21 protein-coding genes and 1 riboswitch are annotated in these 23,734 nt (G+C 69.3%); of the genes, 13 read left to right on the forward strand and 8 right to left on the reverse strand.

Annotation, left to right across the window (positions count from 1 at the left end; translation table 11 throughout):
- The first annotated feature begins 8 nt into the window (after positions 1-8).
- Positions 9-830, forward strand: a complete 822-nt coding sequence (locus TBIF_RS16105; RefSeq protein ID WP_024795798.1) for an ABC transporter ATP-binding protein — start codon at positions 9-11, stop codon at positions 828-830.
- On the forward strand, positions 830-2,185 hold the full coding sequence (locus tag TBIF_RS16110; protein ID WP_024795799.1) for a bifunctional adenosylcobinamide kinase/adenosylcobinamide-phosphate guanylyltransferase: 1,356 nt from the start codon (positions 830-832) through the stop codon (positions 2,183-2,185). The genes TBIF_RS16105 and TBIF_RS16110 overlap by 1 nt, the downstream gene beginning before the upstream one ends.
- Before the next feature lie 32 nt (positions 2,186-2,217).
- On the opposite strand, the gene TBIF_RS16115 is transcribed toward TBIF_RS16110, so the two are convergent.
- Positions 2,218-3,825, reverse strand: coding sequence for an HNH endonuclease signature motif containing protein (locus TBIF_RS16115; protein ID WP_158506351.1), 1,608 nt, complete (start codon positions 3,823-3,825; stop codon positions 2,218-2,220).
- A 139-nt stretch (positions 3,826-3,964) separates the two neighbouring features.
- On the opposite strand from TBIF_RS16115, the gene fgd reads away from it, so the two are divergent.
- Genes fgd through TBIF_RS16130 form a run of 3 tightly spaced genes read left to right on the forward strand, consistent with a single transcriptional unit; the run spans position 3,965 to position 8,301 of the window.
- Positions 3,965-4,981, forward strand: coding sequence for a glucose-6-phosphate dehydrogenase (coenzyme-F420) (fgd, locus tag TBIF_RS16120; protein WP_038171530.1), 1,017 nt, complete (start codon positions 3,965-3,967; stop codon positions 4,979-4,981).
- A 48-nt stretch (positions 4,982-5,029) separates the two neighbouring features.
- Positions 5,030-7,117, forward strand: a complete 2,088-nt coding sequence (pta, locus tag TBIF_RS16125) for a phosphate acetyltransferase (protein ID WP_024795802.1) — start codon at positions 5,030-5,032, stop codon at positions 7,115-7,117.
- Positions 7,114-8,301: an acetate/propionate family kinase gene (locus TBIF_RS16130; RefSeq protein ID WP_024795803.1), complete on the forward strand. Its 1,188-nt coding sequence runs from the start codon at positions 7,114-7,116 to the stop codon at positions 8,299-8,301. Before pta ends, TBIF_RS16130 begins: the two co-directional genes overlap by 4 nt.
- Positions 8,302-8,314: 13 nt before the next feature.
- Here the strand turns inward: TBIF_RS16130 and TBIF_RS16135 are convergent, their stop codons facing one another.
- Positions 8,315-9,391: an alpha/beta hydrolase gene (locus TBIF_RS16135; protein ID WP_024795804.1), complete on the reverse strand. Its 1,077-nt coding sequence runs from the start codon at positions 9,389-9,391 to the stop codon at positions 8,315-8,317.
- 136 nt (positions 9,392-9,527) lie between these two features.
- On the opposite strand from TBIF_RS16135, the gene TBIF_RS16140 reads away from it, so the two are divergent.
- Entirely contained in the window at positions 9,528-10,568 is a 1,041-nt protein-coding gene (locus TBIF_RS16140; RefSeq protein WP_024795805.1) for an LLM class F420-dependent oxidoreductase, read from the forward strand.
- An 11-nt stretch (positions 10,569-10,579) separates the two neighbouring features.
- Here TBIF_RS16140 and TBIF_RS16145 read toward each other — a convergent pair whose 3' ends face one another.
- The 4 genes from TBIF_RS16145 to TBIF_RS16160 are packed head-to-tail and all read right to left on the reverse strand — an operon-like array spanning position 10,580 to position 16,137.
- Positions 10,580-11,572 (reverse strand): alpha/beta hydrolase, encoded by a 993-nt coding sequence (locus TBIF_RS16145; RefSeq protein WP_024795806.1) that lies wholly within the window; start codon positions 11,570-11,572, stop codon positions 10,580-10,582.
- Between the two features lie 60 nt (positions 11,573-11,632).
- Positions 11,633-13,888 carry a serine/threonine-protein kinase gene (locus tag TBIF_RS16150; RefSeq protein ID WP_024795807.1) on the reverse strand — a complete coding sequence of 752 codons (2,256 nt, stop codon included), beginning with the start codon at positions 13,886-13,888 and terminating at the stop codon, positions 11,633-11,635.
- Positions 13,889-13,925: 37 nt separating this feature from the next.
- A complete protein-coding gene (locus tag TBIF_RS16155) occupies positions 13,926-14,906 on the reverse strand; it encodes a glutamate ABC transporter substrate-binding protein (protein ID WP_024795808.1) in 981 nt (326 codons plus the stop codon).
- 7 nt (positions 14,907-14,913) lie between these two features.
- Positions 14,914-16,137 carry a GlnX family signal transduction membrane protein gene (locus TBIF_RS16160; RefSeq protein WP_024795809.1) on the reverse strand — a complete coding sequence of 408 codons (1,224 nt, stop codon included), beginning with the start codon at positions 16,135-16,137 and terminating at the stop codon, positions 14,914-14,916.
- 272 nt (positions 16,138-16,409) lie between these two features.
- Between TBIF_RS16160 and TBIF_RS16165 the strand changes: the two genes are divergently transcribed.
- Both TBIF_RS16165 and TBIF_RS16170 read left to right on the forward strand, forming a co-directional pair.
- The gene (locus tag TBIF_RS16165) at positions 16,410-17,186 is read left to right on the forward strand and encodes an SDR family NAD(P)-dependent oxidoreductase (RefSeq protein ID WP_024795810.1); all 777 of its coding nucleotides are present in this window, start codon (positions 16,410-16,412) and stop codon (positions 17,184-17,186) included.
- A gap of 46 nt (positions 17,187-17,232) precedes the next feature.
- On the forward strand, positions 17,233-18,081 hold the full coding sequence (locus tag TBIF_RS16170) for an NUDIX domain-containing protein (protein WP_024795811.1): 849 nt from the start codon (positions 17,233-17,235) through the stop codon (positions 18,079-18,081).
- A 155-nt stretch (positions 18,082-18,236) separates the two neighbouring features.
- On the opposite strand, the gene TBIF_RS16175 is transcribed toward TBIF_RS16170, so the two are convergent.
- Together TBIF_RS16175 and thiE are read right to left on the reverse strand one after the other, a co-directional pair.
- Positions 18,237-19,187, reverse strand: a complete 951-nt coding sequence (locus tag TBIF_RS16175) for an alpha/beta fold hydrolase (RefSeq protein ID WP_024795812.1) — start codon at positions 19,185-19,187, stop codon at positions 18,237-18,239.
- The gene (gene thiE, locus TBIF_RS16180; RefSeq protein WP_024795813.1) at positions 19,184-19,825 is read right to left on the reverse strand and encodes a thiamine phosphate synthase; all 642 of its coding nucleotides are present in this window, start codon (positions 19,823-19,825) and stop codon (positions 19,184-19,186) included. Before thiE ends, TBIF_RS16175 begins: the two co-directional genes overlap by 4 nt.
- Positions 19,826-19,850: 25 nt before the next feature.
- Positions 19,851-19,961: riboswitch (TPP riboswitch) on the forward strand.
- Positions 19,962-19,967: 6 nt separating this feature from the next.
- Here thiE and thiO point away from each other — a divergent pair.
- From thiO to TBIF_RS16205, 5 genes are read left to right on the forward strand one after another with little or no spacing between them, the layout of a single operon-like run.
- Positions 19,968-21,032, forward strand: coding sequence for a glycine oxidase ThiO (gene thiO, locus TBIF_RS23810; RefSeq protein WP_051461588.1), 1,065 nt, complete (start codon positions 19,968-19,970; stop codon positions 21,030-21,032).
- Positions 21,023-21,220: a sulfur carrier protein ThiS gene (thiS, locus tag TBIF_RS16190; protein WP_024795814.1), complete on the forward strand. Its 198-nt coding sequence runs from the start codon at positions 21,023-21,025 to the stop codon at positions 21,218-21,220. Before thiO ends, thiS begins: the two co-directional genes overlap by 10 nt.
- Before the next feature lie 43 nt (positions 21,221-21,263).
- A complete protein-coding gene (locus TBIF_RS16195; protein ID WP_051461596.1) occupies positions 21,264-22,010 on the forward strand; it encodes a thiazole synthase in 747 nt (248 codons plus the stop codon).
- Entirely contained in the window at positions 22,003-22,953 is a 951-nt protein-coding gene (locus tag TBIF_RS16200; RefSeq protein ID WP_024795816.1) for an ABC transporter ATP-binding protein, read from the forward strand. Before TBIF_RS16195 ends, TBIF_RS16200 begins: the two co-directional genes overlap by 8 nt.
- Positions 22,950-23,720, forward strand: a complete 771-nt coding sequence (locus TBIF_RS16205; protein WP_024795817.1) for an ABC transporter permease — start codon at positions 22,950-22,952, stop codon at positions 23,718-23,720. The genes TBIF_RS16200 and TBIF_RS16205 overlap by 4 nt, the downstream gene beginning before the upstream one ends.
- Positions 23,721-23,734: the final 14 nt, after the last annotated feature.

Consider the following 23,734-nt stretch of genomic DNA (forward strand, 5'->3'; position numbering starts at 1 on the left):
GTGTTGGCATGACGACGGTGCTGAGCTGCTCGGACCTGAGCGCGACCCGCGGTGGCCAGTCGGTGCTGCGCGGGGTCGACCTGCGGGTGGATTGCGGCGACTGGGTCTCGGTGGTGGGGCCCAACGGGGCGGGCAAGACAACGCTGTTGCATGTGCTGGCGGGACTGCTGCCGGTGGGCAAGGGGACGCGGATCACCGGCCAGCTGATGGTGGGCGGCCTGGATCCGCTGTCCGCGAGCCGACGCGAGATGTCCCGGGCCGTGGCGCTGATGCCGCAGCGCCCGGTGGTCCCCGAGGGAGTCAGCGTCGCCGAGCTGATCTCGCTGGGCCGCACCCCGCACCTGCCGCGGTTCGGCGTGGAGTCGGCGGCGGACCGCCAGGTGGTGGAGGAGATCATCGACCGGCTCGACCTCGGTGGGCTGGCTGGCCGGCAGGCGACGCACCTGTCCGGCGGCGAGCTGCAGCGGGTGGTGCTCGGCCGAGCCCTTGCGCAGCAGCCGCAGATCCTGCTGCTGGACGAGCCGACGAGCGCGCTCGACATCGGCCATCAGCAGCAGGTGCTCGAGCTCGTCGAGAGCATGCGGGTGGCGGATGGCATCACGGTGGTCGCGGCGATGCACGACCTCACGCTGGCCAGCCAATATGGACGGCGGATGCTGATGATGGCCGACGGCACGGTGGTGGCCGACGGCTCCGCCGCGGAAGTCTTGCGGGCTGACCGGATCGCGGAGGTGTACGGCGCCCGCGTCGAGGTCCTCGAACGCGGCGGCCTGCTGGCGGTGCTGCCGCTGCGCCCGCCCGCTGCCGCACTTGACGAGGAGGTTCGCTGATGGAGATTCTGCTGCTCGGCACCGGCAGCGCGGACGGGTGGCCGAGCCCGTTCTGCGGCTGCGCCTCCTGCGCGGCGGCGCAGGGCAATGTGCGTGGCCAGACGGCGGCGCTGGTCGACCAGACCCTGATGCTGGACTGCGGGCCGGAAGCCCCACGCGCCGCGGTCCGGGCGGGGCACACCCTGAAGCACGTGCGCCACATTCTGTTCACGCACGGCCATCCCGACCATGTGGGGCCGGCGGCGCTGTTGTTCCGGCACTGGGCCGACCGTGCCGAGCCCCTGGACTTGGTGGGGCCGAAGGAGGCGCTGGATCAGTGCCGGGACTGGGTGGGCCCGGCGGACCTGGTGCGCTTTCTCGAGGTCGAGCCCGGGGATTCGGTGGACTTGGTCTCCGAGCGCGGCGCCTACCGGGTACAGGTGCTCGAGGCCGCGCATCCGTCGGTGCTGGGCGGCGGCGCGGTGCTCTACGACGTCTCGCGTGGCAGTCACCGACTCTTGTGGGCCACTGACACCGGGCCGCTGCCCGCCGGGACCCACGCGGCGATCGCGGGCGCGGGCTTCGACGCGGTGTTCCTCGAGGAGACCTTCGGCAACCTGCGCGGGCACAACGCCGGCCATCACGATCTGGAGTCCTTCCCCCGGACCCTGGCCCAGCTGCGCGAATCCGGGGCGGCCAACGCGGCGACGGAGGTGGTCGCTGTACATCTGAGCCACTACAACCCGCCGCCGAACGAGCTGGCGGAGATACTGCGCGGGTGGGGGGCACGCGCCGGTGCGGACGGAGAGATCATGAAACTTGGCCAGGGTGACAGTCAGGGCGCGGGTGCTGCCAGCCGCACGCTGGTGCTCGGCGGGGTGCGGTCCGGGAAGTCCGTGCACGCCGAGGAACTGCTGGCGGCCGAGCCCGCTGTGACATACCTGGCGACGGGCGGCAGCGGGCGCGATGATCCAGAGTGGGCCGCGCGGGTGGAGCTGCACCAGGGGCGGCGGCCGGCGGCTTGGCGCACAGCCGAGACCGTCGAGATAGCGGAGCTGCTGCGCACGGCCACGATCCCGATCCTGCTGGACTGCCTCGGCACGTGGCTGACCGCGCGGATCGACCTGCGCGAGGCCTGGGATGGCGGGCCCATCGAGCTCGTGGAGGAGGACATGCGGGAACTGGTCGCGGCGTGGCGGGCCTGCCCCGCGCGGGCGGTCGCGGTCAGCAACGAGGTCGGCAGCGGCGTGGTGCCGGCGACGGCATCGGGGCGGCTGTTCCGGGACCTGCTCGGCAAACTGAACTCGCAGATGGCGGCCGAGTCCGAGCAGGTGGTGCTCGTCGTCGCCGGTATCCCGGTGCCGTTGCGGGGCTGATCAGAAAGTGGGCTGATCAAAAAGTGGGAGGGTCAAAACGGGGGCGGGTCATCCGGGCTCCAGCCGAACTTCTCCCAGTTCTCCGCGATCCGCTCCCGCTGGCGTGCGGCCCGGGCACGAGTTCTCTCGGCGTTTTCACGGAGCCTGCGGGTGTGCTGGCGGTTGCGCTCCGCCCGCACCTTCGCCGCCTTGTCCTCCTGGCGAGTTCGTCTGCGGCGCTGGGATTTTGCTGTGTTCTGAGATTTTTTGGGGTCCACCACTTCGTCGGGGGTGATGCCCAGCACGGACAGCAGTCCCGCGGCCGGGGTCCGGTAGAGCAGTCCGATGGGCGAGGCCAAAATGATGTCGCCGTTGTCGTCCCGGCTCTCGTCCCAAAGCCCGGAGTGCTTGATGCGGTGGTGATTGCGGCAGTACGGCGTGAGCCCACCGGATGTGGTGGGACCGCCCTCACCCGGATTCTCGTGGTCGAAGGGCGTCGTATGGTCCAGATCGCAGTTCCAGGCGGGGGCATCACAGTGCGGCCATTGGCACATGCCGCCGAGAATTCGGACCCAGGTGTCGAGTGCGGCCGAGGGGCGGTAACGCAGGGCCGATTCCGGTGGCGAGGACCTGGGGGATGCCCGCTCTGCCGTGACGTCGTCAGGCAGCTGCACCGGCGCGAGATCCGCGTCCTTGGCGATATTGCGGGCGTGGTCGGCATCGACGAGCCCGTGGCCGTCGAGATAGCCGGGCTCTTCGTCCTCGCCGGCGAGGGTGGAGCCCAACATGATCAGGTGCACCAAGGGCTTGCGGGCGGTCGCCAGGGGCATACCCGTGTGGGCGCAGTCCGGGTTCCCGCAAAGGCAACGTAGCGCAGACTGCCCGTCGACCAGGGCCATGAGACCGTCGGCCTTGCGCTGGTCGAAGGTGCGGCCGTCCTTTCGGCATACAGTGCCGGCGAGCTCGCGCAGACGGCTGTCGAGCTTGCGGCCGTCTTCTGCGGGCAGGCTGCCGTTTAGGAACACGCTGCCGTTGTCCTCCGGGCTGATGCCGACATAACGCCCGTCCCGCTTGCGTTCGCGGCGCTCGCGGACGCCGTCCGGATCGAGTTTGTTGATGACGCGGCCCACCGCGTTGGTCAGGCGCTTGCCGGTGAGGCCGTGGTGCTTGTTGCCGGGGCCGGCGAGGATCTTTTTGAGCGACTCCTTCTCGACGGTGTCGATGAGGTCCTCGCCGATATTGGCGGTGGCGGAGTCGATCTGACGGGCCCGATAGGTGTCCAGCTGGCCCAACTTGAGCGCCTCGCGTACGCGGGGGAGGCGGTCTCGCAGGGACATCGCGAGGCCGATGAGCCCGCCTGCCTGGGTCCGGCTGACGGTGATCGCGACACCGATCTCGGATTCCACGAGTTCGACGGCGTCGGAGGTCATTACTCCGATCTTGTGGTAATCCTCCGTGCGCTGGTCGGTGAATTGCGCGACGGCCGCGAGCTTGGCCTCCGAGAAGGATGCCTCTAATCGATGCAGGTCATCCAATAGGTTTGCGACCGCGATGGCGCTCAACGTGGCGGGATCCGGCAGAGACTCGCGCCAGTGGGAAAGATCGCCCAAAATCTTCAAATCCGCGAGCATCGGATACCCCCATTGGTTCGATGTTGTCATCCATCGTATATCCATTCGTATCAAATCGGAAGGGATTTCAGGGAAATCAAATATGCCCGGCAGACATGTCAGAGCCTGCTGCTAGATTTCGAGCAACGAGAATCGCCCGTCAACAACCAGGGCAATAAGGGAGCGCAAAGTGGCAAGCACTGAATTGAAGCTTGGGTTCAAGGCGTCGGCGGAGCAGTTCGGCCCGCGTGAGCTAGTCGAGATCGCGGTGCTCGCCGAAAAACACGGCATGGACTCCGCCACCGTGTCCGACCACTTCCAGCCCTGGCGCCACGAGGGCGGGCACGCCCCGTTCTCTATTGCGTGGATGGCGGCGGTCGGCGAGCGCACCGAGCGAATCCAGCTCGGCACCTCCGTGTTGACCCCGACCTTCCGCTACAACCCGGCCGTGATCGCGCAGGCCTTCGCGACGATGGGCTGCCTGTTCCCGGGCCGCGTGATGCTCGGTGTGGGCACCGGGGAGGCGCTCAACGAGATCGCCACGGGCTTCACGGGTGAGTGGCCCGCGTTCAAGGAGCGCTTCGCCCGGCTGCGTGAGTCCGTGCGGCTGATGCGGGAGCTGTGGACCGGGGACCGCATCGACTTCGACGGTGACTACTACTCCACCCGCGGCGCGTCGATCTACGACGTGCCCGAGGGCGGCATTCCCGTTTATATCGCCGCTGGCGGGCCTGTTGTGGCGCGTTATGCGGGCCGGGCGGGGGACGGGTTCATCTGCACGTCGGGCAAGGGCATGGATCTGTACACCGAGAAGCTGATCCCCGCGGTGCACGAGGGCGCGGCGAAGGTGGAGCGGGATGTCGCCGAGATCGACAAGATGATCGAAATCAAAATCTCCTACGACACCGACCATGAGAAGGCGCTGGAGAACACCCGGTTCTGGGCGCCGCTGTCGCTGACGGCGGAGCAGAAGCACTCCATTGACGACCCGATCGAGATGGAGCGGGCCGCGGATCTGTTGCCGATCGAGCAGATCGCGAAGCGGTGGATTGTGGCCTCGGACCCGGAGGATGCCGTCGCGCAGGTTAAGCAGTACACGGATGCGGGCCTGAACCACTTGGTCTTCCACGCTCCCGGCCATGACCAGCGCCGCTTCCTGGAACTGTTCGAGCGGGACTTGGCGCCGCGTCTGCGCGCCCTCGGATAAGCAACGCTGGGCTGACGGCTGTCGGCGGTCCCCACTACGCTGTCAGCCATGACCGCCGAGCCAAGGGCCTCCAGCATCTTCATCGCCTCCCCGGAGGGGAACACAGGTAAGTCGACCATCGCGCTGGGGCTGCTGCACTTGTTGGCAGCCTCGGCCGCGCGGGTGGGTGTGTTCCGGCCGATCGCGAGGTCGACGGAGGAGCCGGACTACATCCTCGAGCTGATGCTTGAGCATGCCACCGCGAATCTGAGCTACGAGCAATGCCTCGGTGTGACCTACGAGCGGGTGCACGAGGACCCGGAGTCCGCGCTCAGCGAGATCGTGGCCGCGTACCACGAGGTCGAGAGCCAGTGCGATGCCGTCGTCATCATCGGCAGCGACTACACGGATGTCGTCAGCCCCACCGAGCTGACGTTCAACGCGCGCATCGCGGTCAACCTCGGGGCGCCGGTGCTGGTGGCGATCAGCGGCCGCGAGCGCACCGCATCCGAGATCGAGAAGATCGCCCAGATGTGCCTGTCCGAGCTGCGCGCCGTCAAGGCGCACGCGGTCGCGATCATCGTCAACCGCAGCGACCCGGACCAGCTCGACGCCATCAAGACCGCAGTCGGCGCAACCGAGCTGCCCGCGTGGGTGCTGCCGGAGGTGCCGCTGCTGGTCGCGCCCACGATGGGGGAACTGCGCGACGCAATGGGCGGCGAGCTGTACTCGGGCGACCCGGAGCTGCTGCGCCGCGAGGCGATGAGCGTGATGGTCGGCGGCATGACCGCCGAGCACATCCTCGAGCGTGTCCAAGAGGGGCAGGTCGTGATCGTCCCGGCGGATCGCTCCGACGTCCTCCTAGCGCTGGTGATGGCGCACGAGGCCGAGGGCTTCCCATCCCTGGCCGGCATTATCTTGAACGGCGGCCTCATGCCGCACCCGGCGATCGACGCTCTGGTCAAGGGCCTCAAGCCGCGGCTGCCACTGGTCACCTCGGAGTTCGGCACGTATAAAACGGCGGAGACGGCGTCGCGCACCCGGGGCCGCGTGGGCGTGGGCTCGATGCGCAAGGTGGACACCGCGCTGGCCGTGATGGAGCAGCACATCGACGGGCCGGCGCTGCTGGGCCGGATGCAGGTGCAGATCCCGTCGGTGGTCACCCCGCAGATGTTCGAGTACCACCTGCTGGACCGGGCCCGGAACGACCGCAAGCACATCGTGCTGCCGGAGGGCTCCGACGACCGCATCCTGCGTGCCGCGGGCCGGCTGATGCGCCGGCGCATCGTGAACCTGACGATCCTCGGCGACGAGACCGCGATCCGGCAGCGCGGCGCGGAGCTGGGCCTCGAGATCGACGATGCGCAAATCCTCGACCCCGCCACCTCGGAGTTCCGCGAGGAGTTCACGGAGGAGTACACGAGGCTGCGCGCCCACAAGGGCATGACCAAGGACCGGGCCGCCGAGGTGCTGAACGACATCTCCTACTTCGGCACCATGATGGTGCACCTGGGCAAGGCTGACGGCATGGTCTCCGGCGCGATCCACACCACCGCGCACACCATCCGCCCGGCCTTCGAGATCATCAAGACGGTGCCCGACGTGTCCACGGTGTCCAGCATTTTCCTAATGTGCCTGTCGGACCGGGTCCTCGCCTATGGCGACTGTGCCGTCGTGCCCGATCCCACTGCCACGCAACTCGCGGACATCGCGATCTCCTCGGCGCAGACGGCCGCGCAGTTCGGCATCGACCCCAAAGTCGCGATGTTGTCCTATTCGACGGGGGAGTCCGGCTCCGGCGCGGACGTGGACAAGGTGCGGGAGGCGACGGCGCTGGTGCGCGAACGCCGCCCGGACCTGCTGGTGGAGGGGCCCATCCAGTACGACGCGGCCGTCGAGCCGAGCGTTGCCGCCTCGAAGATGCCCGGCTCGGCCGTGGCGGGGCAGGCCACGGTGCTGATCTTCCCGGACCTGAACACCGGCAACAACACCTATAAGGCGGTGCAGCGCAGCGCGGGCGCGGTCGCGATCGGTCCGGTCCTGCAGGGCCTGAACAAGCCGATCAACGACCTCTCCCGCGGGGCCCTGGTGCAGGACATCGTCAACACCGTCGCGATCACCGCCGTCCAAGCGCAAGAGAACGGCGTCACCGAATGAGCAAGCTCGTGCTGGTCGTCAACTCCGGCTCCTCCTCGATCAAGTACCAGCTGCTGGACCCGAACGCCGAGGCCGTCGTGGCATCTGGGCTGGTGGAGCAGATCGGCGAGGTCGAGGGGCATATCGAGCACAAGTACCGCGGCGTGAAGTCGGAGTTCCAGGGGCCGATCCCGGACCACGAGGCGGGCCTGCATCTGGCCTACCGGATGTTCGCGGACACCGGGCTGGCCCTTGAGGACGCGGGGATCGCGGCTATTGGACACCGGATCGTGCATGGCGGCGAGGTGTTCTATGACCCGACGCTGATCACACCCGAGGTGATCGCGGAGATCGAGCGGCTCGCGGATCTGGCGCCGCTGCACAATCCGCCCAACGTGATCGGTATCCGCGTCGCCCAGGCACGGTTCCCGGATCTGCCGCACGTTGGCGTGTTCGACACCGGCTTCTTCCACACGATGTCGAAGGCGGCCGTCACCTATGCCATCGACACCGAGGTCGCCGAGAAGTACGGGGTGCGGCGCTACGGTTTCCACGGCACCTCGCACCAGTATGTGAGCGAGCAGGTCGCGAAGGTGCTGGACCGTCCGTTGGCAGACGTCAACACAATCGTCCTGCACCTGGGCAACGGGGCGTCGGCCTCGGCGGTGCGCGGTGGCGTCGCGGTGGAGACCTCGATGGGCTTGACGCCCCTAGAGGGCCTGGTCATGGGCACCCGCCCGGGCGATATCGACCCCGGCGCCCTATTGCATCTGGGCCGGGCGGCGGGGATGGATGTCCCGCAGCTCGATGAGCTGCTCAATCAGCGCTCGGGGCTCAAGGGCCTGTCCGGCGGCAACGATTTCCGGGAGCTGACGCTCAAGGTCGCGGCGGGGGACGAGCGCGCCAAGCTGGCCTACGACGTGTACACGCACCGGCTGCGCAAATACGTCGGCGCATATCTGGCGGTCCTCGGGCGGGTCGACGCGATCGCGTTCACCGCGGGGGTCGGCGAGAACGCGGCCTCGATCCGCGCGGACTCGCTCTCCGGCCTCGAGCCGCTCGGCATCGAGATCGACATCGCGGCCAACGACCAGCGGTCCAGCGAGGCCCGAATCATCTCGACGCCGGGCTCGCGGACGAAGGTGTTGGTGGTGCCCACCAATGAGGAGCTCGCGATCGCGAAGGCGGCCTGGAAGTTCGTCTAAACCGGACTGAAGCCTAAACCGGCACGCAGAGCTCCGAGTGGAACTCGTCGATCACCGGCCAGGTGTGCTCCTCCGCCTGGTTGCCGGAGACCATGCCCAGGTGGCTGCCCGGCACCACCTCGACGCGTACGGACGGGGCGCCGGTGAGCACGTCCGCGATCGGCGCGACGCAGTCGAGGGGCGCCAGCACATCGCTGGCGCCACCGAAGGCAAGGACGGGGACGTCGACGTCCGCGAGGTTTACCCGGTGCTCGCCGAAGCGGAGCACACCGCGCATCAGGTCGTTGCGCAGGATTAGGCGCTGGTGCATCTGTGTGTAGAGCCGCGCCGGGTAGCCGGGCATCGCGGACATGAACCGGTCGATGGCCTCCATCTGGGCGAGCGACTCGGAGTTGGCCAGGTTGCGGGTGATGAACCAGGGGCGGGTGAGCTCGCGCTGCAGGGCCGTCGACCGGTAGCTGACCTTCACGAGCGGGGACGGGATGCCGCCGACCGCCCACAGGGCCGACGACATGACGGCCGGTGGGACGAGCTTGCCGACCAGGCGCAGCGGTGTGGTGCTGGGGTTGTGGCGGTAGTCGATGGGGGTGCCGAGCGTGGTGATCGAGCGCAGCGGCAGGCCGGTGTTGGCGGCCGCGGTCAGCAGCGAGATGGTGCCGCCGAGGCTCCACGCGATGATGTCCAGCTGGGCCCCGCCCGCGTGCGCGGAGGCCTGCCGGAGGGCCGTGGGCACGATGTCGGCGAACCAGTCCTCGAAGCCCATACCGCGGTCGGCGTAGCGGATCCGGCCGTAGTCCACCACGTACGTGGGCCGCCCGCTGGCCACGAGGTGCGCGGCCAAGCTCTGGCCCGCGCGCAGGTCGTAGCAGCTGATGGGGACCGCGAGGGGCGGCACCAGCAGCACCGGGTTAAGGCTGGCGTCGGCGGGGCCGTGGTAGAGCCGCACCGTGCAGTGCGCCGCGGAGTAGACCACGGTGGACGGCAGCGGGCTCGGTGCCTCGATGCCCTCGCCGAACGGGGACAGCGCCCAGGCGTTGCGAGCGGCGACGGCCAGGGCGCCGGCGTCGGGGCGAGAGGAGATGTCGAGCATGGCGGTTCCGATCTGGCGGGAGAGGCTAGCTGTTGTATTTGAGAACAATAGCGCGTGTCGGCTCATAGAGTGCGCCCAGTCACCGTCTGGTTGACTGTCGGAAGACACCCGAGTGACTCCCAGAGCGAGGTACCGAATGCGCATTGGCATGGCCCTTAACTACAGCGGCGGCTTCGCCGAGACCGCGGCCGAGGCGGCGGATCTCGAGAGCGCCGGACTGGACATCGCGTTCGTCCCCGAGGCGTACTCCTTCGACGCGGTGAGCCAGCTCGGCTTCCTCGCCGCGAAGACGACCAACCTGGAGCTCGCGTCGGGCATCCTGCAGATTTACACGCGCACGCCCACGCTGACCGCGATGACCGCCGCCGGCCTGGACTTCGTGTCCAACGGCCGCTTCACGCTGGGCCTGGGCGCGTCGGGCCCGCAGGTGATCGAGGGCTTCCACGGCGTCAAGTACGACGCCCCGCTGGGCCGCACCCGCGAGATCATCGAGATCTGCCGCCAGGTGTGGCGCCGCGAGAAGGTGGAGCACCTGGGCAAGAATTACCAGATCCCGTTGCCCGCCGAGTTCGGCACGGGCCTGGGCAAGCCGCTCAAGCTGATCAACCACCCGGTCCGCGAGCGCATCCCGATCATCTTGGCCGCGCTGGGGCCGAAGAATGTGGAGCTCACCGCGGAGCTCGCAGAGGGCTGGCAGCCGATCTTCTACCACCCGGAGCGGGCGCAGGACGCGTGGGGCGCGGCGCTGGCCGCCGGCAAAGCCAAGCGCGACGCGAGCCTGGGGAAGCTGCAGGTCTACGCCTCCCCGGCCCTTGCGATCGGCGACGACGTCGACCACATGCATGAGTGGGTCAAGCCGCACATGGCGCTCTATATCGGCGGCATGGGCGCGAAGGGCAAGAACTTCTACAACACCCTCGCCACGACTTACGGCTACGGCGAGGCCGCGGCGACGATCCAGGAGCTGTACCTGGCCGGCCGCAAGGAGGAGGCCGCAGCCGCGGTGCCCGACGAGCTGGTGCGCGCGACCAACCTCATCGGCCCGAAGTCCTATGTCGAGGAGCGGGTCGCCGCGTTCGCGGAGTCCGGGGTGACCACCCTGAACGTCATGCCGTTGGCCGCCGACGCGGCTGGCCGGATCGCGCTGATTGAGCAGCTCCGCGAGATCTGCGGCTAGCTGTCCGAACCTCAGCTGTTCAGCGCCGGCCCCAGGGTGGTGAACCAGGAGTTGCGCAGGTCCGCCTCGAACAGGCCCCACGTGTGGGCGCCCTGGTCGCGGTAGTTGTAGGTGTGCGCGACGCCGAGCTCGTTCAGCCGCTGGGACATCGTGGCGGTGCACGCGTTGGCGATCGCCTCGACGGCGGTGCCGCCGCCGACGGCCGCGCCGACCACCATGAGCGGGGGCAGCTTGTCGACAGGGCCGGGGATGCCCGACGCGCCGGATAGGTAGACGGCCGTGCCGCGGAGCTCGCCGGCGCGCAGGTAGGGATCATGCGCCGCCCAGTGCGGATCGCCGGGCGGGCCCCACATGTTGAACGCGTTGCCGCCCGAGGCCGCGACCACACCAGCCACCTGCGCGGTGCCGAAGATGCCGCTGTTCATGGGGCAGCCGCTGTACGCGCCCACCGCGTCGTAGAGCCAGGGAGCCTGGATGGCCAGGTCTAGTGCCGGGCCTGCGGACATCGACAGGCCCGCGATGGCGTTGCGGCCGGTGGTGTGGAACTGGGCGTCGATCACGCCGGGCAGCTCCTGGGTGAGGTACGTCTGCCACTGGTTGGCCTGGGCCGGGCCGAGGAGGGGGTCGTCGAAGCGCCAGTCCGTGTAGTTGCTCGACGGGCCGCCGATGGGGGTGACCACGTTGACGTTCTTGTCCGCAAAGAAGTCCTCATAGTCGCTGCTGTTCAGCCAGCCGATGCCGTCCGTGCCGCCGCGCACGCCGTTGAGCAGGTACAGGGTGGGCGCGCTGCCGCCGCCGCGGGGACGCAGGACGGTGTTGGGGATGACCCGGTCCATGCTCGGCGAGTACACGTCGACCTGCAGGATCTGCGGGCCGATCTCGGTGATGCCGGTGATGTGCGGCGCGGGCGCGGCGGCGGCGGGGGCCACGAGGCTCATCGCTGCGCCGATCGCTGCGGCGCTGGCGATCGCGGCGCGGCGGCTGAATAGTCTGAGGCCAGACATGATGCTCCTAGAACTTCGGGAATTCGTGCTCCCGGGGAGGATATCCCAAATAGGACTAGTTCACAGCCACGTGCGCGGCCGCACCCTGTTCGCGAGGTCCACCAGCCGGTAGCGGTGCCGGCGGTTGGGCACGTTCCGCGCGAGCGCGCGCAGCGTCTGCTCGGTGGTCCCGCGCAGACCGGCCTCGGTGAAGGACGACCCGAGGAATGGCGCACCGAGGAATGGCGCTCCGCTGGGGGCTCCGCCATCGCGCAGCCACGTGAGCGCGATGGAGGAGGCCATGGCTCGCAACTGGAGCGTGCGCCGCTCATCTGGGGGCAGGGACTCGATGCGACGGCCGACGTCCGCCAGATCCGCCTCGGTGATGGTGGCGATATCGCGGTTGTGGACCAGCAGCAGCGCTGCCGTCATCTGGGCCTCGTCGCGGTGCCGGGAGCTGGTCGGGACCTGGTCCAGGGCCTCGATGGCCCCGGCGCGGTCGCCCAGCGGGGCGAGCTGTCGGGCGAGGCCGAAGGCGGCCGAGACCACCGCACGGTCGCTGCACCAGAGGCTGCGGTAATACCGCTTCGCAAGGTGGCGCCACTCGTCGGGCTCGTCGCTCTCCCAGTGGTCCAGCACCAGCTCGGCCGTCGCCGCCAGCGCCAGTTTGGGGGCCTGCTCGCCGGGCAGGTCGGAGAGCACCGACTCGAACTGGGTGAAGGCGTCGTTGAGCTCGCCCGTCAGCAGCGCGCCGACGCCGCCGTACCAGTCGAAGCGCCAGTTCGGGGGATGGTCTCGGCGCAACTGGTCCAGTAGCTCCAGCGCGTGGTTGGCCTCGTGCAGGTCCAGGTAGGCGCGCACCTCGGCGAGCGGGATCTCGACGCTGGGCGGACCGGATCGGCCCTCAGTGGCGTCGGCGGCCGCGTCGCGCTGGTGCTCGTCGTGGATGCGGCGCAGCATGTCGAGGGCCTCTGCGGGCTGGCTGTGCGCGGCCGCCGCGATCTGCAGGGCCGCCCGGTCCTCCCCGTCGACCAGCGGCACGGGGAGCGCGTCGGCAATGGTCCGAGCCTGCAGTAGCGGGCGCTCGGCGTTCCGGTCGACGAGTTGGTCCGTGCTGGCAATCGCGAGGTTGGTGCCGAAGCTGGTGCGCGGGGGGCTGAACAGCGTGGACAGCCCTGGCATGGGAATGCCGGTCTTCTTGGCCAGGAGCTCGCGCAGCACCCCGGTCAGGTCCGCGGCGAGCGCGCGGGCGGTCGGGTAGCGCAGCTCCGGGTCGGGATCAGTGCAGCGCAGGAGCAGCCGATAGTAAAACTCGTGTTCGATGAACAGCGGCTCATCCTCCGGTGAGGGCAGCTCGTCAAGGTAACGGTCGTGCTTCTTGGCGACGCCTACGGTCAGCACGGCCAGGGTGCGGCCCACATTGTAGATGTCCGACGCCTGACTGGGCCCCGTCTCGATGATCTCCGGGGCTTGGAAGCCGAGCGTGCCGTAGATGAACCCGTAGCTGTCGATGCCGGCAACCGCCCCGAGGTCGATGATCTTGAGGTGGTCCTCCTCGATCATGATGTTGTCCGGCTTCAGGTCGTTATAGGCCAGGCCCAGCGAGTGCATGTACTCGAGGGCGGGCAGGATCTCCAGCACGTAGGCGATGGCGTGCTCGATCGACAGCTTCCCGCCGTCGGCCAGGCCCTTGAGGGACACCCCGCCGATGTACTCCATGACGATGTAGCCGACCACGCCGCCGTCGGGCCGAGGGTGCTCGACGAAGTTGAAAATCTTCACGATGCTCGGATGCGAGAGCTCCGCCAGGAACTCGCGCTCTGCCAGGGCGACGGCCTGTGACATGGGGTCCTGGGAATGCAGCAGGCCCTTGAGGACCACCCAGCGGTCGCTGACGTTGCGGTCGATAGCCAGGTAGATCCAGCCGAGGCCGCCGTGTGTCAGGCAGCCTTGGACCTCGTACTGATTGGCAACCACATCGCCCGGCTGGAGCAGCGGCGTGAAGTTATAGGGGGCCCCGCAGTCGGCGCAGACCCCGCTTGGCTGGCCGGGGCCCATTGGGCTGGCGCGGCCGACCGGCTTCTCGCACTTGCCGCAGAACCGGCGGCCCTCGGCGACGATCGGGGTTGTCAATACCGCCGACGCGGGATCGGCCGGCTCCACGATCGGGACCTCGACGAGCCCGTCCGCGAGCCGCGCGGCACCCGCGCGGGTGCGGGCCCGGGTGTGCCGGGTTCCCGTGCTGCTGGTGCTGGTGGGCGTGCCCACAGCTGGCCGTGATCGCATCGTGCCCCGGGTGCCGCGCATGGTGGGCTCGAGACCATATTCCTCAATCATGTTGGGACCGGGCCTTTCTCGATCTGGGGGGCGGGAACTAGTCTGAGTAGACCGCCGGCGGGGGGCCGGGGGAGGGGCCGAGGACCTTCAGCCACCGATCGTAGAACTGATTCCAGCGGCCGTCCTGCCGGATCCGCTCGAGCGTCCCGTTGACGAAGCGGACTAGGTCGTCGTCGCCCTTGTGCATGCCGATGCCGTAGGGCTCGGCCTCGATGGGCGGGCCGACGATCTTCAGGTTGGGATCCTGCGCGACCATGCCGGCCAAGATGGTGTCGTCGGTGCTGACGGCGTCGACTTGCCGCTGCTGCAGCGCCACCAGGCAGTCGCCCCAACTGGGCACCGTCATGATCGAGACGGCGGGCTGGGCCTGTTTGAGCGCGCCAATGGAGGTGGTGCCAGCGACGACGCAGACCCGGCTGCCGGCGAGGCCTGAAGCGTCCTCGACCTTAGAGTCCGCGGTGACGAGGATCCGCTGGTGCGCGAGGTAGTAGACGGTGGAGAAGGACACGGTCTCCGCGCGCTTGCACGTGATCGTCATCGTCTTGATCACCATGTCGACGGTGCTGTCCTGTAGCGCCTGCTCGCGCTCGGCGGAGCTGAGGAAGCGGAACTCCACCCGGTCCGGGTTGCCGAACAGGTCGCGGGCCACCTCGTGTGCGACGTCGACGTCGAAGCCCAGCAGATCGCCGCTGAGCGGGTCTCGGAAGCTGAACAGGTTGCTGCCCTGGTCCAGCCCGACGATGACGCGGCCGCGCTCGCGGATGCGCTCGACCGAGCCGCTGCTGGTGCGCACGCGATCGGCCTGGACGGCGGGGTCGGGGCGCAGGCTCCCGGCATCGGCGCAATTGACCGCGACGGGGGCAGGGGTGCCGGTGGACGGTAGAAGGACGGCGCCGCTGGGCAGCGGCGGGCCGACGGACTCGGCGACGATGGGCGCCGCGTAATCGCTTGTGCCGCAACCGGCCAGCAGCACTAGCGAGGCGAGAACTCCGACGGACGTGAGCAACGGCCTACGCATATCGCACCTACTGGTATTCGCTGAGTCGGGGCCAGAGGCCCAGGCCGATGAGCAGCGCGGCCGCCACTGACAGCACGCCTGAGCCGACGTCCAAGAGTGTCAACGCATTATAGGAGCTGTTCACCGCGGATTGGCCGTTGCCGCGCAACTGGCCGATCTGTTCGCTCAGGTCCCGGTCCAGCGCGATGAAATGGCTGGCGGACGACGCCGAGTCGGTGCTGATGGTGGCCGCGACCGCGCCGGGGTAGTCCCCGGACCCGAGCCGGTCCTCCATGATCTGGTGCGAGCGCCGCCAGCCGTCGATCTGGGTGGTGGTGTCGCCGGACCCGGGCTTCGAGACCTCGCTGATCAGCCGGCTGATCTCGTCGAGACGGTCCTCGAACGCGTTGTACTGTATCGACGTGTTGGCGCGTTGGAGCAGGTTCATCGTCTCGTCGGTGCGGGCCTGTTGCGCGAGGATGCGCGCGCTGGTCAGCTCGCCCATCGGTTGGCTGGACTCAGTGAGCGCGCGCTGGCTGTAGGAGCTGGAGATGAGGCCCGCGGTGAGGAGCCACCCGAGCAGCACTGCCATCGCCAGCGTCGCCGGCAGGAGCCCGAAGTTGAACACTCGACGGCTCTGCCGCGCGATGCGGATCTGGAAGTACACGAGCATCACGAGGGTGAGAGCGGTCAGGGCGAGCGGCGCCCAATCGAGCGTCGAATTGCGTTTTTCCAGCTGGCTCACGATGGCAGCTTGATCCGAGTACAGCTGCTGCGCCTCCGGCAGGATGGTGCCCTGCATCAGGTTGGATGCCTCGCTGAGGTAGCTCACGCCTACCGGATTGCCGGCCCGGTTGTTGGAGTTGGCGGTTGCGACCAGGCCCGTGTAAATCGGGAGTTGACTGCCGATCTGTGCCAGCAGGTGCTTCGCCTCGGCGTCGCTGGGGTCCACACCGATCGCAGCAGTGGACAGCGCGGCGCTCGCGGTGCCGAGCGCCTGGTTGTAGCGGTCCAGCAGTTCGACGGGTTGCAGCCCGCCCGCGAGGAACGCGGTGCCCGCGGACGCGTCGGCCACCGACAGCGAGCTGTAGAGCCCCTGCGCGGCGTTGGCCAGCGGCTCGGAATGTTGGCGCAGGGTCTTGATGCGGACCTGCTGGGCGTCTGTGCCAGAGCCCGCGAGGAAACCCGCGCCTAGCGCCAGCAGGATCAGCACGACGCCGATGCCGGCCAGCCGGCCAGGGGTGGACGCCACAATGTCCTGCCAACCGCTGGCGCGTCGGCGCGCCCTGGCCAGGTCGGATCGTGACGGGGTGGGGGGCCGCCAGGCGTGCAGCCGGCTCCGACCACGCTCAAGCACCGCTACCCCCTTCGCCTTGTGCCCAGATTTCGACAACACGTGCAATTCTGCATGTTATGCGGACACCGCACAGTATGTACTGAATCCGGCGTCCTGGCTGGCGGAAGAACCCGGGCGGCACGTCGCGGGTGGGGCCGACAATGGCCCTCCACTACGAAGGGTGCGAGATGTCCAGGTTTGACGGCAGGGTAGCGATCATCACCGGCGCGGCGCAGGGCATGGGGGAGGCCACCGCCAGGCTGTTCGCCGCCGAAGGCGCGACGGTCGTCATCACCGACGTGCTCGAGGAGAAGGGCCGCGCGCTGGCGGCGGACATCGGTGGCGACGCGGTGTTCAGAGGCCTCGACGTGAGCGACGAGGCGAGCTGGGCCGCCGTCGTAGCTTTCGCCGTGGAGCGCTTCGGCCGCGTCGACGTGTTGGTGAACAACGCTGGGATGCTGCAGTTCTCGTCCGTCGAGGGCCTTGACGTCGACGCCACCCGGACGCTGCTCGGCGTGAACCTGCTGGGGCCGATGATGGGCGCGAAGCATGTGGTGCCCGTGATGAAGGCGGCCGGCAAGGGCGTCATCGTCAACATCTCCTCGGTGGACGGGCTGCGCGGCGTGAACGGGCTCAGCGCCTACACCGCGAGCAAGTGGGCGCTGCGCGGGCTGACGAAGACGCAGGCGCTGGAGCTGGGCCCGTCGGGCATCCGCGTGTGCTCGGTGCACCCCGGCGGCGTCGACACCGCGTTGGGCAACCCCTTCGGCCGTGAGGGCGATGAGCTGCAGGCCAACTACCAGAACGTGCCGCTGCGCCGGATCGGGCTGCCCGAGGAGGTCGCGCGCGTGACGGCGTTCGTGGCGAGCGACGACGCCTCGTACATGAACGGCGCGGAGCTGGCCGTCGACGGCGGCTGGTCGGCCGGCACCTACTACCCGGGCCTGCCTGGCACGCCGAGCTGATCCGGGACGACCTACGCTGGGGTCGGAAACGCGGAGGTGGGCATCGATGCAGGGTGATGGTGACGGCTGGGCCAAGGGCTCGGACGGGCAGAAGCACTGGGGCAAGTTCGGCGCGGCCGGGTTGCTGCTGCGCGCGCCCGGGTCCGACGGCAATCCTGTTGTGCTGCTGCAGCACCGCGCCGCGTGGAGCCACGAGGGCGGCACCTGGTCTATCCCGGGCGGCGCCCGCGACAGCCACGAGGACGTGGTGGCCGCCGCGGTCCGCGAGGCCGCCGAGGAGGGCGGTCTAGAACCGATTTCCATCGCGGTGCGCACCCACCGGCGGACCGCCGGCGACCCCGCCACCTGGTGTTACACCACCGTGATCGCCGACGCCGCAACAGCTTTGGCGACCGTCGCGAACCACGAGAGCGTGGAGCTGGCGTGGGTGCCGGAGGCCGAGGTGGCGACGATGCCGTTGCACCCGGGCTTCGGCGCGTCCTGGCCGGACCTGCGGGTCCGGCCCACCCGGCTGCTCGTCGACATGGCCAACCTCGTCGGCTCGCGGCCCGACGGCTGGTGGCGCGACCGCCCCGGCGCCGCCGAGCGCATGCTCGCCCAACTGCGCGCCGCGCTGCCCCGCACCCTTGAGCTGCCCGACCACGCCTTCGGCTGGCCCGCCGAGATCGTCGCGGTGCTCGAGGGCCACGCGCGGGCCGCCGCCGACCAGGACGGCATCCGCGTGCTGCGGGCCGCCGGCAGCGGCGACGACGCCATCACCGACCTGGCCCACGAGTTCGCGACCGATGCTGGTGTGACCACGCTGGTGGTCACCGCCGACCGCGGCCTGCGGGCCCGGCTGCCGGTCTCCGCGCAGGTGCTCTCGCCGGGGCGGGTGCTGGACTGGCTGGGGTAGGACTGGCTGGGTGGGACTGGTTCCCGGTCTGGGCCCAACCGACGTGCGGGCCGGCGACGAGTCCGCCTTCATGGTTGTCGCCGCGGCTTTCCATCCGCGCTGCGGTTGCAAGCGCAGCGGATCTACGAAGCCGCGGCGTGGATGGCCGGCGGCTGCTAGAGCCCGCCTAAGAACTCCAGCATCGCCGCGTTGACCTTGTCGGCCGCCTCCATCTGCACGAAGTGCCCGGCGCCCGGCAGCACGGTGGTGGAGCGCAGGCCCGGGACCAGCCCCGCCATGGTGTCGAGGCATTCCCGGCCCATCATGGTCAGCACCGGGTCCTCGGCCCCGGCGATGAAGGCCGTCGGCACCGTGATCGGCTGGTCGTCGCGGCCCGCGTTCTGCTCCCACACCGCGTCGGCCGCCCGGTACCAGTTGAGCCCGCCCGTGAATCCCGCCCGCGTGAACTCGCTGACGTAGTAGGCGAAGTCCTCCTCCGAGAGCCACGGCCACGGCAGCGCGGGAGCCTCGGGCAGCACATCGAGATACCCGTTCCCCTCGGCCGGGAAGTCCCAGCAGGAGAGGTAGTCGCCGGCGCCGCTGAGCGCGAAGAAGAGTCGGCGCAGGAACTCGGCGGGGCGCGCGTCGAGCTCGGCGTCCGCGACGCCCGTCTCCTTGAAGTAGTGGAAGTGCAGGAAGTGCTTTCGGGCCATATACGCGTAGGCCTGCGACGGCGCGATGGGGGAGCGCGGCATCCGCGGCACGCTGAGCTGGATCAACCCGGCCACCCGCTCCGGGGCCCATGAGGGCAGGTCCCAGGTCAGCTGCGCGCCGAAGTCGTGGCCGACGAACACTGCTTTCTCGATCCCCAGCTCGTCGAGCAGCGAGGTCATGTCCGCGACGGTGGTGGCGCGGTCATAGTCGGCGGGGTCTTTCGGCGACAGGCTGCGTCCGTACCCGCGCATGTCCGGGGCGATCGCGCGATGGCCCGCGGCGGCGAGGACGGGAAGTTGGTTGCGCCAGCTGTGCCAGGAGCCGGGGAAGCCGTGGCAGAGCACGACGGGCACGCCGGTCTCCGCGGCGGGCCTGGCCTCTTCGATGAATAGACCGTTCTCAAGTTGGGTCATGCCGTCACCGTCGCACGCAGCGCCCGGGCCGCCGCCTCAGGGTCGGCTGCCTCGGTGATCGCGCGGACCACCACAATCCGATCCGCCCCGGCCGCGCGTACCTCGGGCACGCGCTCGAGGTCGATGCCGCCGATCGCGAACCAGGGCCGCGTCGGCGCGGCTGCCGCGGTGGATCGCACCAGGTCCAGCCCCGCCGCGGGACGGCCCGGCTTGGTAGGTGTGATCCAGCAGGGGCCGGTGGCGAAGTAGTCCACGCCCGGCTCGGCCGCGGCCGCCGCGGCCTGGGCGGAGTCGTGGGTGGAGCGCCCAATCACCACGTGGTCACCGACGATCCGCCGCGCCTGCGCCACCGGCAGGTCGCCCTGGCCCAGGTGCAGCACATCCGCGTCGGCAGCCAACGCCAGGTCCGCGCGGTCGTTCACCGCCAGCAGCGCGCCGTGGCGCCGGGCCGCCGCGCCCAGGATCGCCAGCGCGGCGAGCTCCTCCAGGGCTTCCAGGCCCTTTTCCCGCAGCTGGATCACGTCGACCCCGCCGCGCAGGGCCGCCTCCGCGAACTCGGCGAGGTCGCCGGTGGCGCGTCGGGCATCGGTGCACAGATAGAGGCGGGCGTCGGCCAGTCTTTCGCGAGGGGTCTGCATGTGCTCGACCGTAGCGACTAGGGTGGAGCTGTCACACGGGAGTCCCGAGGTTCGCGGGGCTGAGAGGGAGCGCGCCGCTCCGACCGTCAAACCTGATCCGGATCATGCCGGCGCAGGAAGAGGAGCAGTGGGAACACAAGCGGTGAATTCAGATATCTCCATCGTGGGCGCCGGCGTGATCGGCGCGGCTATCGCCTGGCAGGCCGCCCGGCGCGGCCACACAGTCCGAATTTACGACCCCCTGCTGGCCGACGGTGTGCCCCAGACCGGGGCGAGCTGGGCGGCGGGCGGGATGCTCGCGCCGTTCAGCGAGGGCTGGCCCGGTGAGGACCAGGTCCTCGATGTCGGTGCCCAGTCCCTGGCGCGGTGGCCCGCACTCGCGGCAGAGCTGTTGGCGGACACCGGGATCGACGTGCTCACCGGGCGCGGCACCCTGCTCGTCGCGGCCGACAGCGCCGACGCCGCGGAGCTGGACACCCAGGACCGCTGGCTGCGCGCGCAGGGCCACGCCTTCCAGCGCCTGGGCCGCGGCGAGGTCCGCGACGCGCAGCCAGCCCTGGCGAAGAACCTGCGCGGTGGGCTGTGGGTCGAGCCGGAGCTGGCCGTCGACAACCGGGCCCTGCTGCGCGCGCTACGCACGGCGGCGGCCGAGGCTGGGGCCGAGCTGATCCCGCACCTGGTGACGGACCTGCCCGGCCAGGTGGTGCTCGCCGCCGGCAGCGACTCCGCCGCCCTGCGGCCCGGCCTGCCCGTGCGCCCGGTCAAGGGCGAGATCCTCCGGCTGCGCCGCCGCCCCGGCACCCCCGAGCCGCCCACCTGCACGATCCGTGCCCTCGTCCGCGGGCGACATGTCTACCTCGTGCCGCGACCCGACGGCGTGGTGGTGGGCGCGACGATGTGCGAGCACGGCGAGGACCGCCAGGTCACCGTCGCCGGGGTCAGGGATCTGCTCGCCGACGCGGAGGCCGTGCTGCCTTCGATCGCCGAATACGAGCTGGCCGATGCGATGGCAGGCCTGCGCCCCATGACCCCCGACAACCTGCCGCTCGTCGGCCGACTGTCCGACACCACGATCGCGGCCACCGGGCACGGCCGCAACGGGGTGCTGATGATGGCGATCACCGTCGACACGGTGCTCGCCGAACTGGGCGGCAATCCGCTGCCTCAGATGAAATGCCTTGATCCAGGGAGGTTCTCATGGAATTGACGATCAACGGAGACACGCACGAGATCGCCGCGCCGTGCACCGTCGAGGAGCTGCTCGACCGGCTCGGGCTGCCGTGCGAGGGCGTCGCGGTGGCGCTCGACGGGTTTGTGCTGCCCCGCTCACGGTGGGGGGAGCACGTGCGCGACGGCTGGGCGCTCGAGGTCCTCACGGCGGTGCAAGGTGGTTGATCTGTTGCGAATCGGCGGCCGCGAGCTGAGCTCCCGCCTGATCATGGGCACTGGCGGCGCGTCGAGCCTGGACTCACTCGAGCAGGCGCTTATCGCGTCGGGCACGGAGCTGACCACGGTGGCGATGCGACGGGTCGACGCGACCGGCGGCACCGGCGTGCTGGACCTGCTGCGGCGCCTCGGCATCGCGCTGCTGCCGAACACCGCTGGCTGCCGCGGGGCCGCCGAGGCGGTGCTCACCGCGCAGCTGGCCCGCGAGGCGCTCGGCACCAACTGGGTCAAGCTGGAGGTGATCGCCGACGAGCGCACCCTGCTGCCCGATGCTGTCGAATTGGTCTCCGCCGCAGAGCAACTCGTCGACGATGGCTTCACCGTCCTGCCGTACACCACCGACGATCCGGTGCTGGCCCGGCGGCTCGAGGACATCGGCTGCGCGGCGGTGATGCCGCTGGGCTCGCCCATCGGCACCGGGCTGGGCATTCTGAATCCGCACAACATTGAGATGATCGTCGCCCAGGCCGGCGTGCCCGTGGTGCTCGATGCGGGGCTCGGCACGGCGTCGGATGCGGCCCTGGCGATGGAGCTCGGCTGCGACGCGGTGCTCCTGGCCACCGCCGTGACCCGGGCGGAGGATCCCGCGATGATGGCGTCGGCAATGGCCGCTGCCGTGACGGGGGGCCGGTTGGCGCGCAGGGCGGGGCGGGTCCCGAAACGATTTTGGGCGCAGGCGTCCTCGCCCGGAAAGTATGCGATTCTGGGCTCCGGCGTGCATGCTGGTAGCCATGATTGAAGTCAAGGGGCTGACTAAGAAGTTCGGCAGCACGCTCGCGGTCGACGATCTGACGTTCATCGTCAAGCCAGGCATCGTCACCGGCTTCCTGGGGCCGAACGGTGCTGGCAAGTCCACCACCATGCGCATGATCCTGGGCCTGGACCGGCCCACCGCGGGGACCGCCACGATCAATGGCCAGCCGTATCGGGCTCTCAAGCAGCCGCTGCGGACCGTCGGTTCTCTGCTGGACGCCAAGTGGGTGCACCCCAACCGGTCCGCGCACGCGCACCTGCGCTGGATGGCGGCGTCCAACAACCTGCCCGTCGCGCGCGTGGACGAGGTGCTCGGTCTGGTCGGGCTCTCGGACGTCGCCGGCAAGAACGCCGGCGGATTCTCCCTGGGCATGGCACAGCGCCTGGGGCTGGCCGGCGCGCTGCTGGGCGACCCAGAGGTGCTGTTGTTCGACGAGCCGGTCAATGGTCTTGACCCTGAGGGCATCGTCTGGATCCGAAAGTTCATGCAGCAGTTGGCCGCGGAGGGCCGCACGGTGCTGGTCTCGAGCCACCTGCTCACCGAGATGTCGCTGACGGCGCACCAGCTGATCGTGATCGGCAAGGGCCGGTTGATCTCGGACTCGACCGTCGACGAGTTCGTCGACCGCTCGACCAAATCGACCGTGCGGGTGCGCGGGCCGCGGCTGGACGCACTGCGCGCGATGCTCCAGCAGGCGGGCATCGACGTCATCGACGAACCCACAACCAACACCCTGATCGCCTCGGGCGCCAGCACGGACCAGATCGGCGATTTGGCTGCCGCGAGCGGGCTCGCCCTGCACGAGCTGGCCGGGCACACCGGCTCCCTGGAGGAGGCGTTCATGAACCTCACCGCTGACCAGGTGGAATTCCATGGCAGCGCGTCCGAAAGCAACCCGGCGGCACAGTCTTTGGAGGCCCAGTCATGAGTGTTCTCGCCGCGGAGCGGATCAAGTTGACCTCGACCCGGTCGCCGTGGTGGTGCAGTTTCGCCATCGCTGCGCTGGGGTTGGGCATCGCTGTGCTGATGGCGCTCTTGGGCCGCAGCAACCTGGACACCGGCGACCCGGCCAACCAGTTCTTGTTGACGCCGGACGTCGCGGTCTCTGGCATCTCCCAGTTCGGGATCCTCGTCGTGATGATCATGGCGGCCCTCGCAGTCACCACCGAGTACCGATTCGGTGTTATCCGCTCAACCTTCCAGGCGGTGCCGAACCGCTCGCTGGTGATCGGCGCGAAGGCGCTGAACCTTGCGGTGCTGGCGGCGGTCCTTATCGGCGTCGTCACCTTCGGCGCGTACTACCTCGCCAAGGCGATCGCGGGGACCGGCCCGCTCATCCACATGGACATCACGTCGGCGGATCAGTGGCGGGCAATCTACGGGCTCGTGATTTACGCGGTGCTGGCGGCCGTGTTGGCTGTCGCGGTGGGCGCTCTGCTGCGCCAGTCTGCGGGCGCGATCGCGTTGCTGGTGTTGTGGCCGCTAGTGATCGAGTCGATCATCGGCGTGATGGGCAGCATCGGCCGGGACATCTACGTGTTTCTGCCATTCGCCAACATGCTGCACTTCATCTCCTTGCAGTCCACCGGATTCGATTTCCACTGGGGTCCGTGGGGCGGTCTCGCGTATTTCGCAGGCTTCGTCGCGGTGGTGCTGGGGTTGAGCATGGTTGTGGTCAACAAGCGCGATGCCTGAGAATATGCGGTCGG

The organism is Tomitella biformata AHU 1821 (assembly GCF_000524475.1).
GTDB classification, from domain to species: Bacteria; Actinomycetota; Actinomycetes; order Mycobacteriales; family Mycobacteriaceae; genus Tomitella; species Tomitella biformata.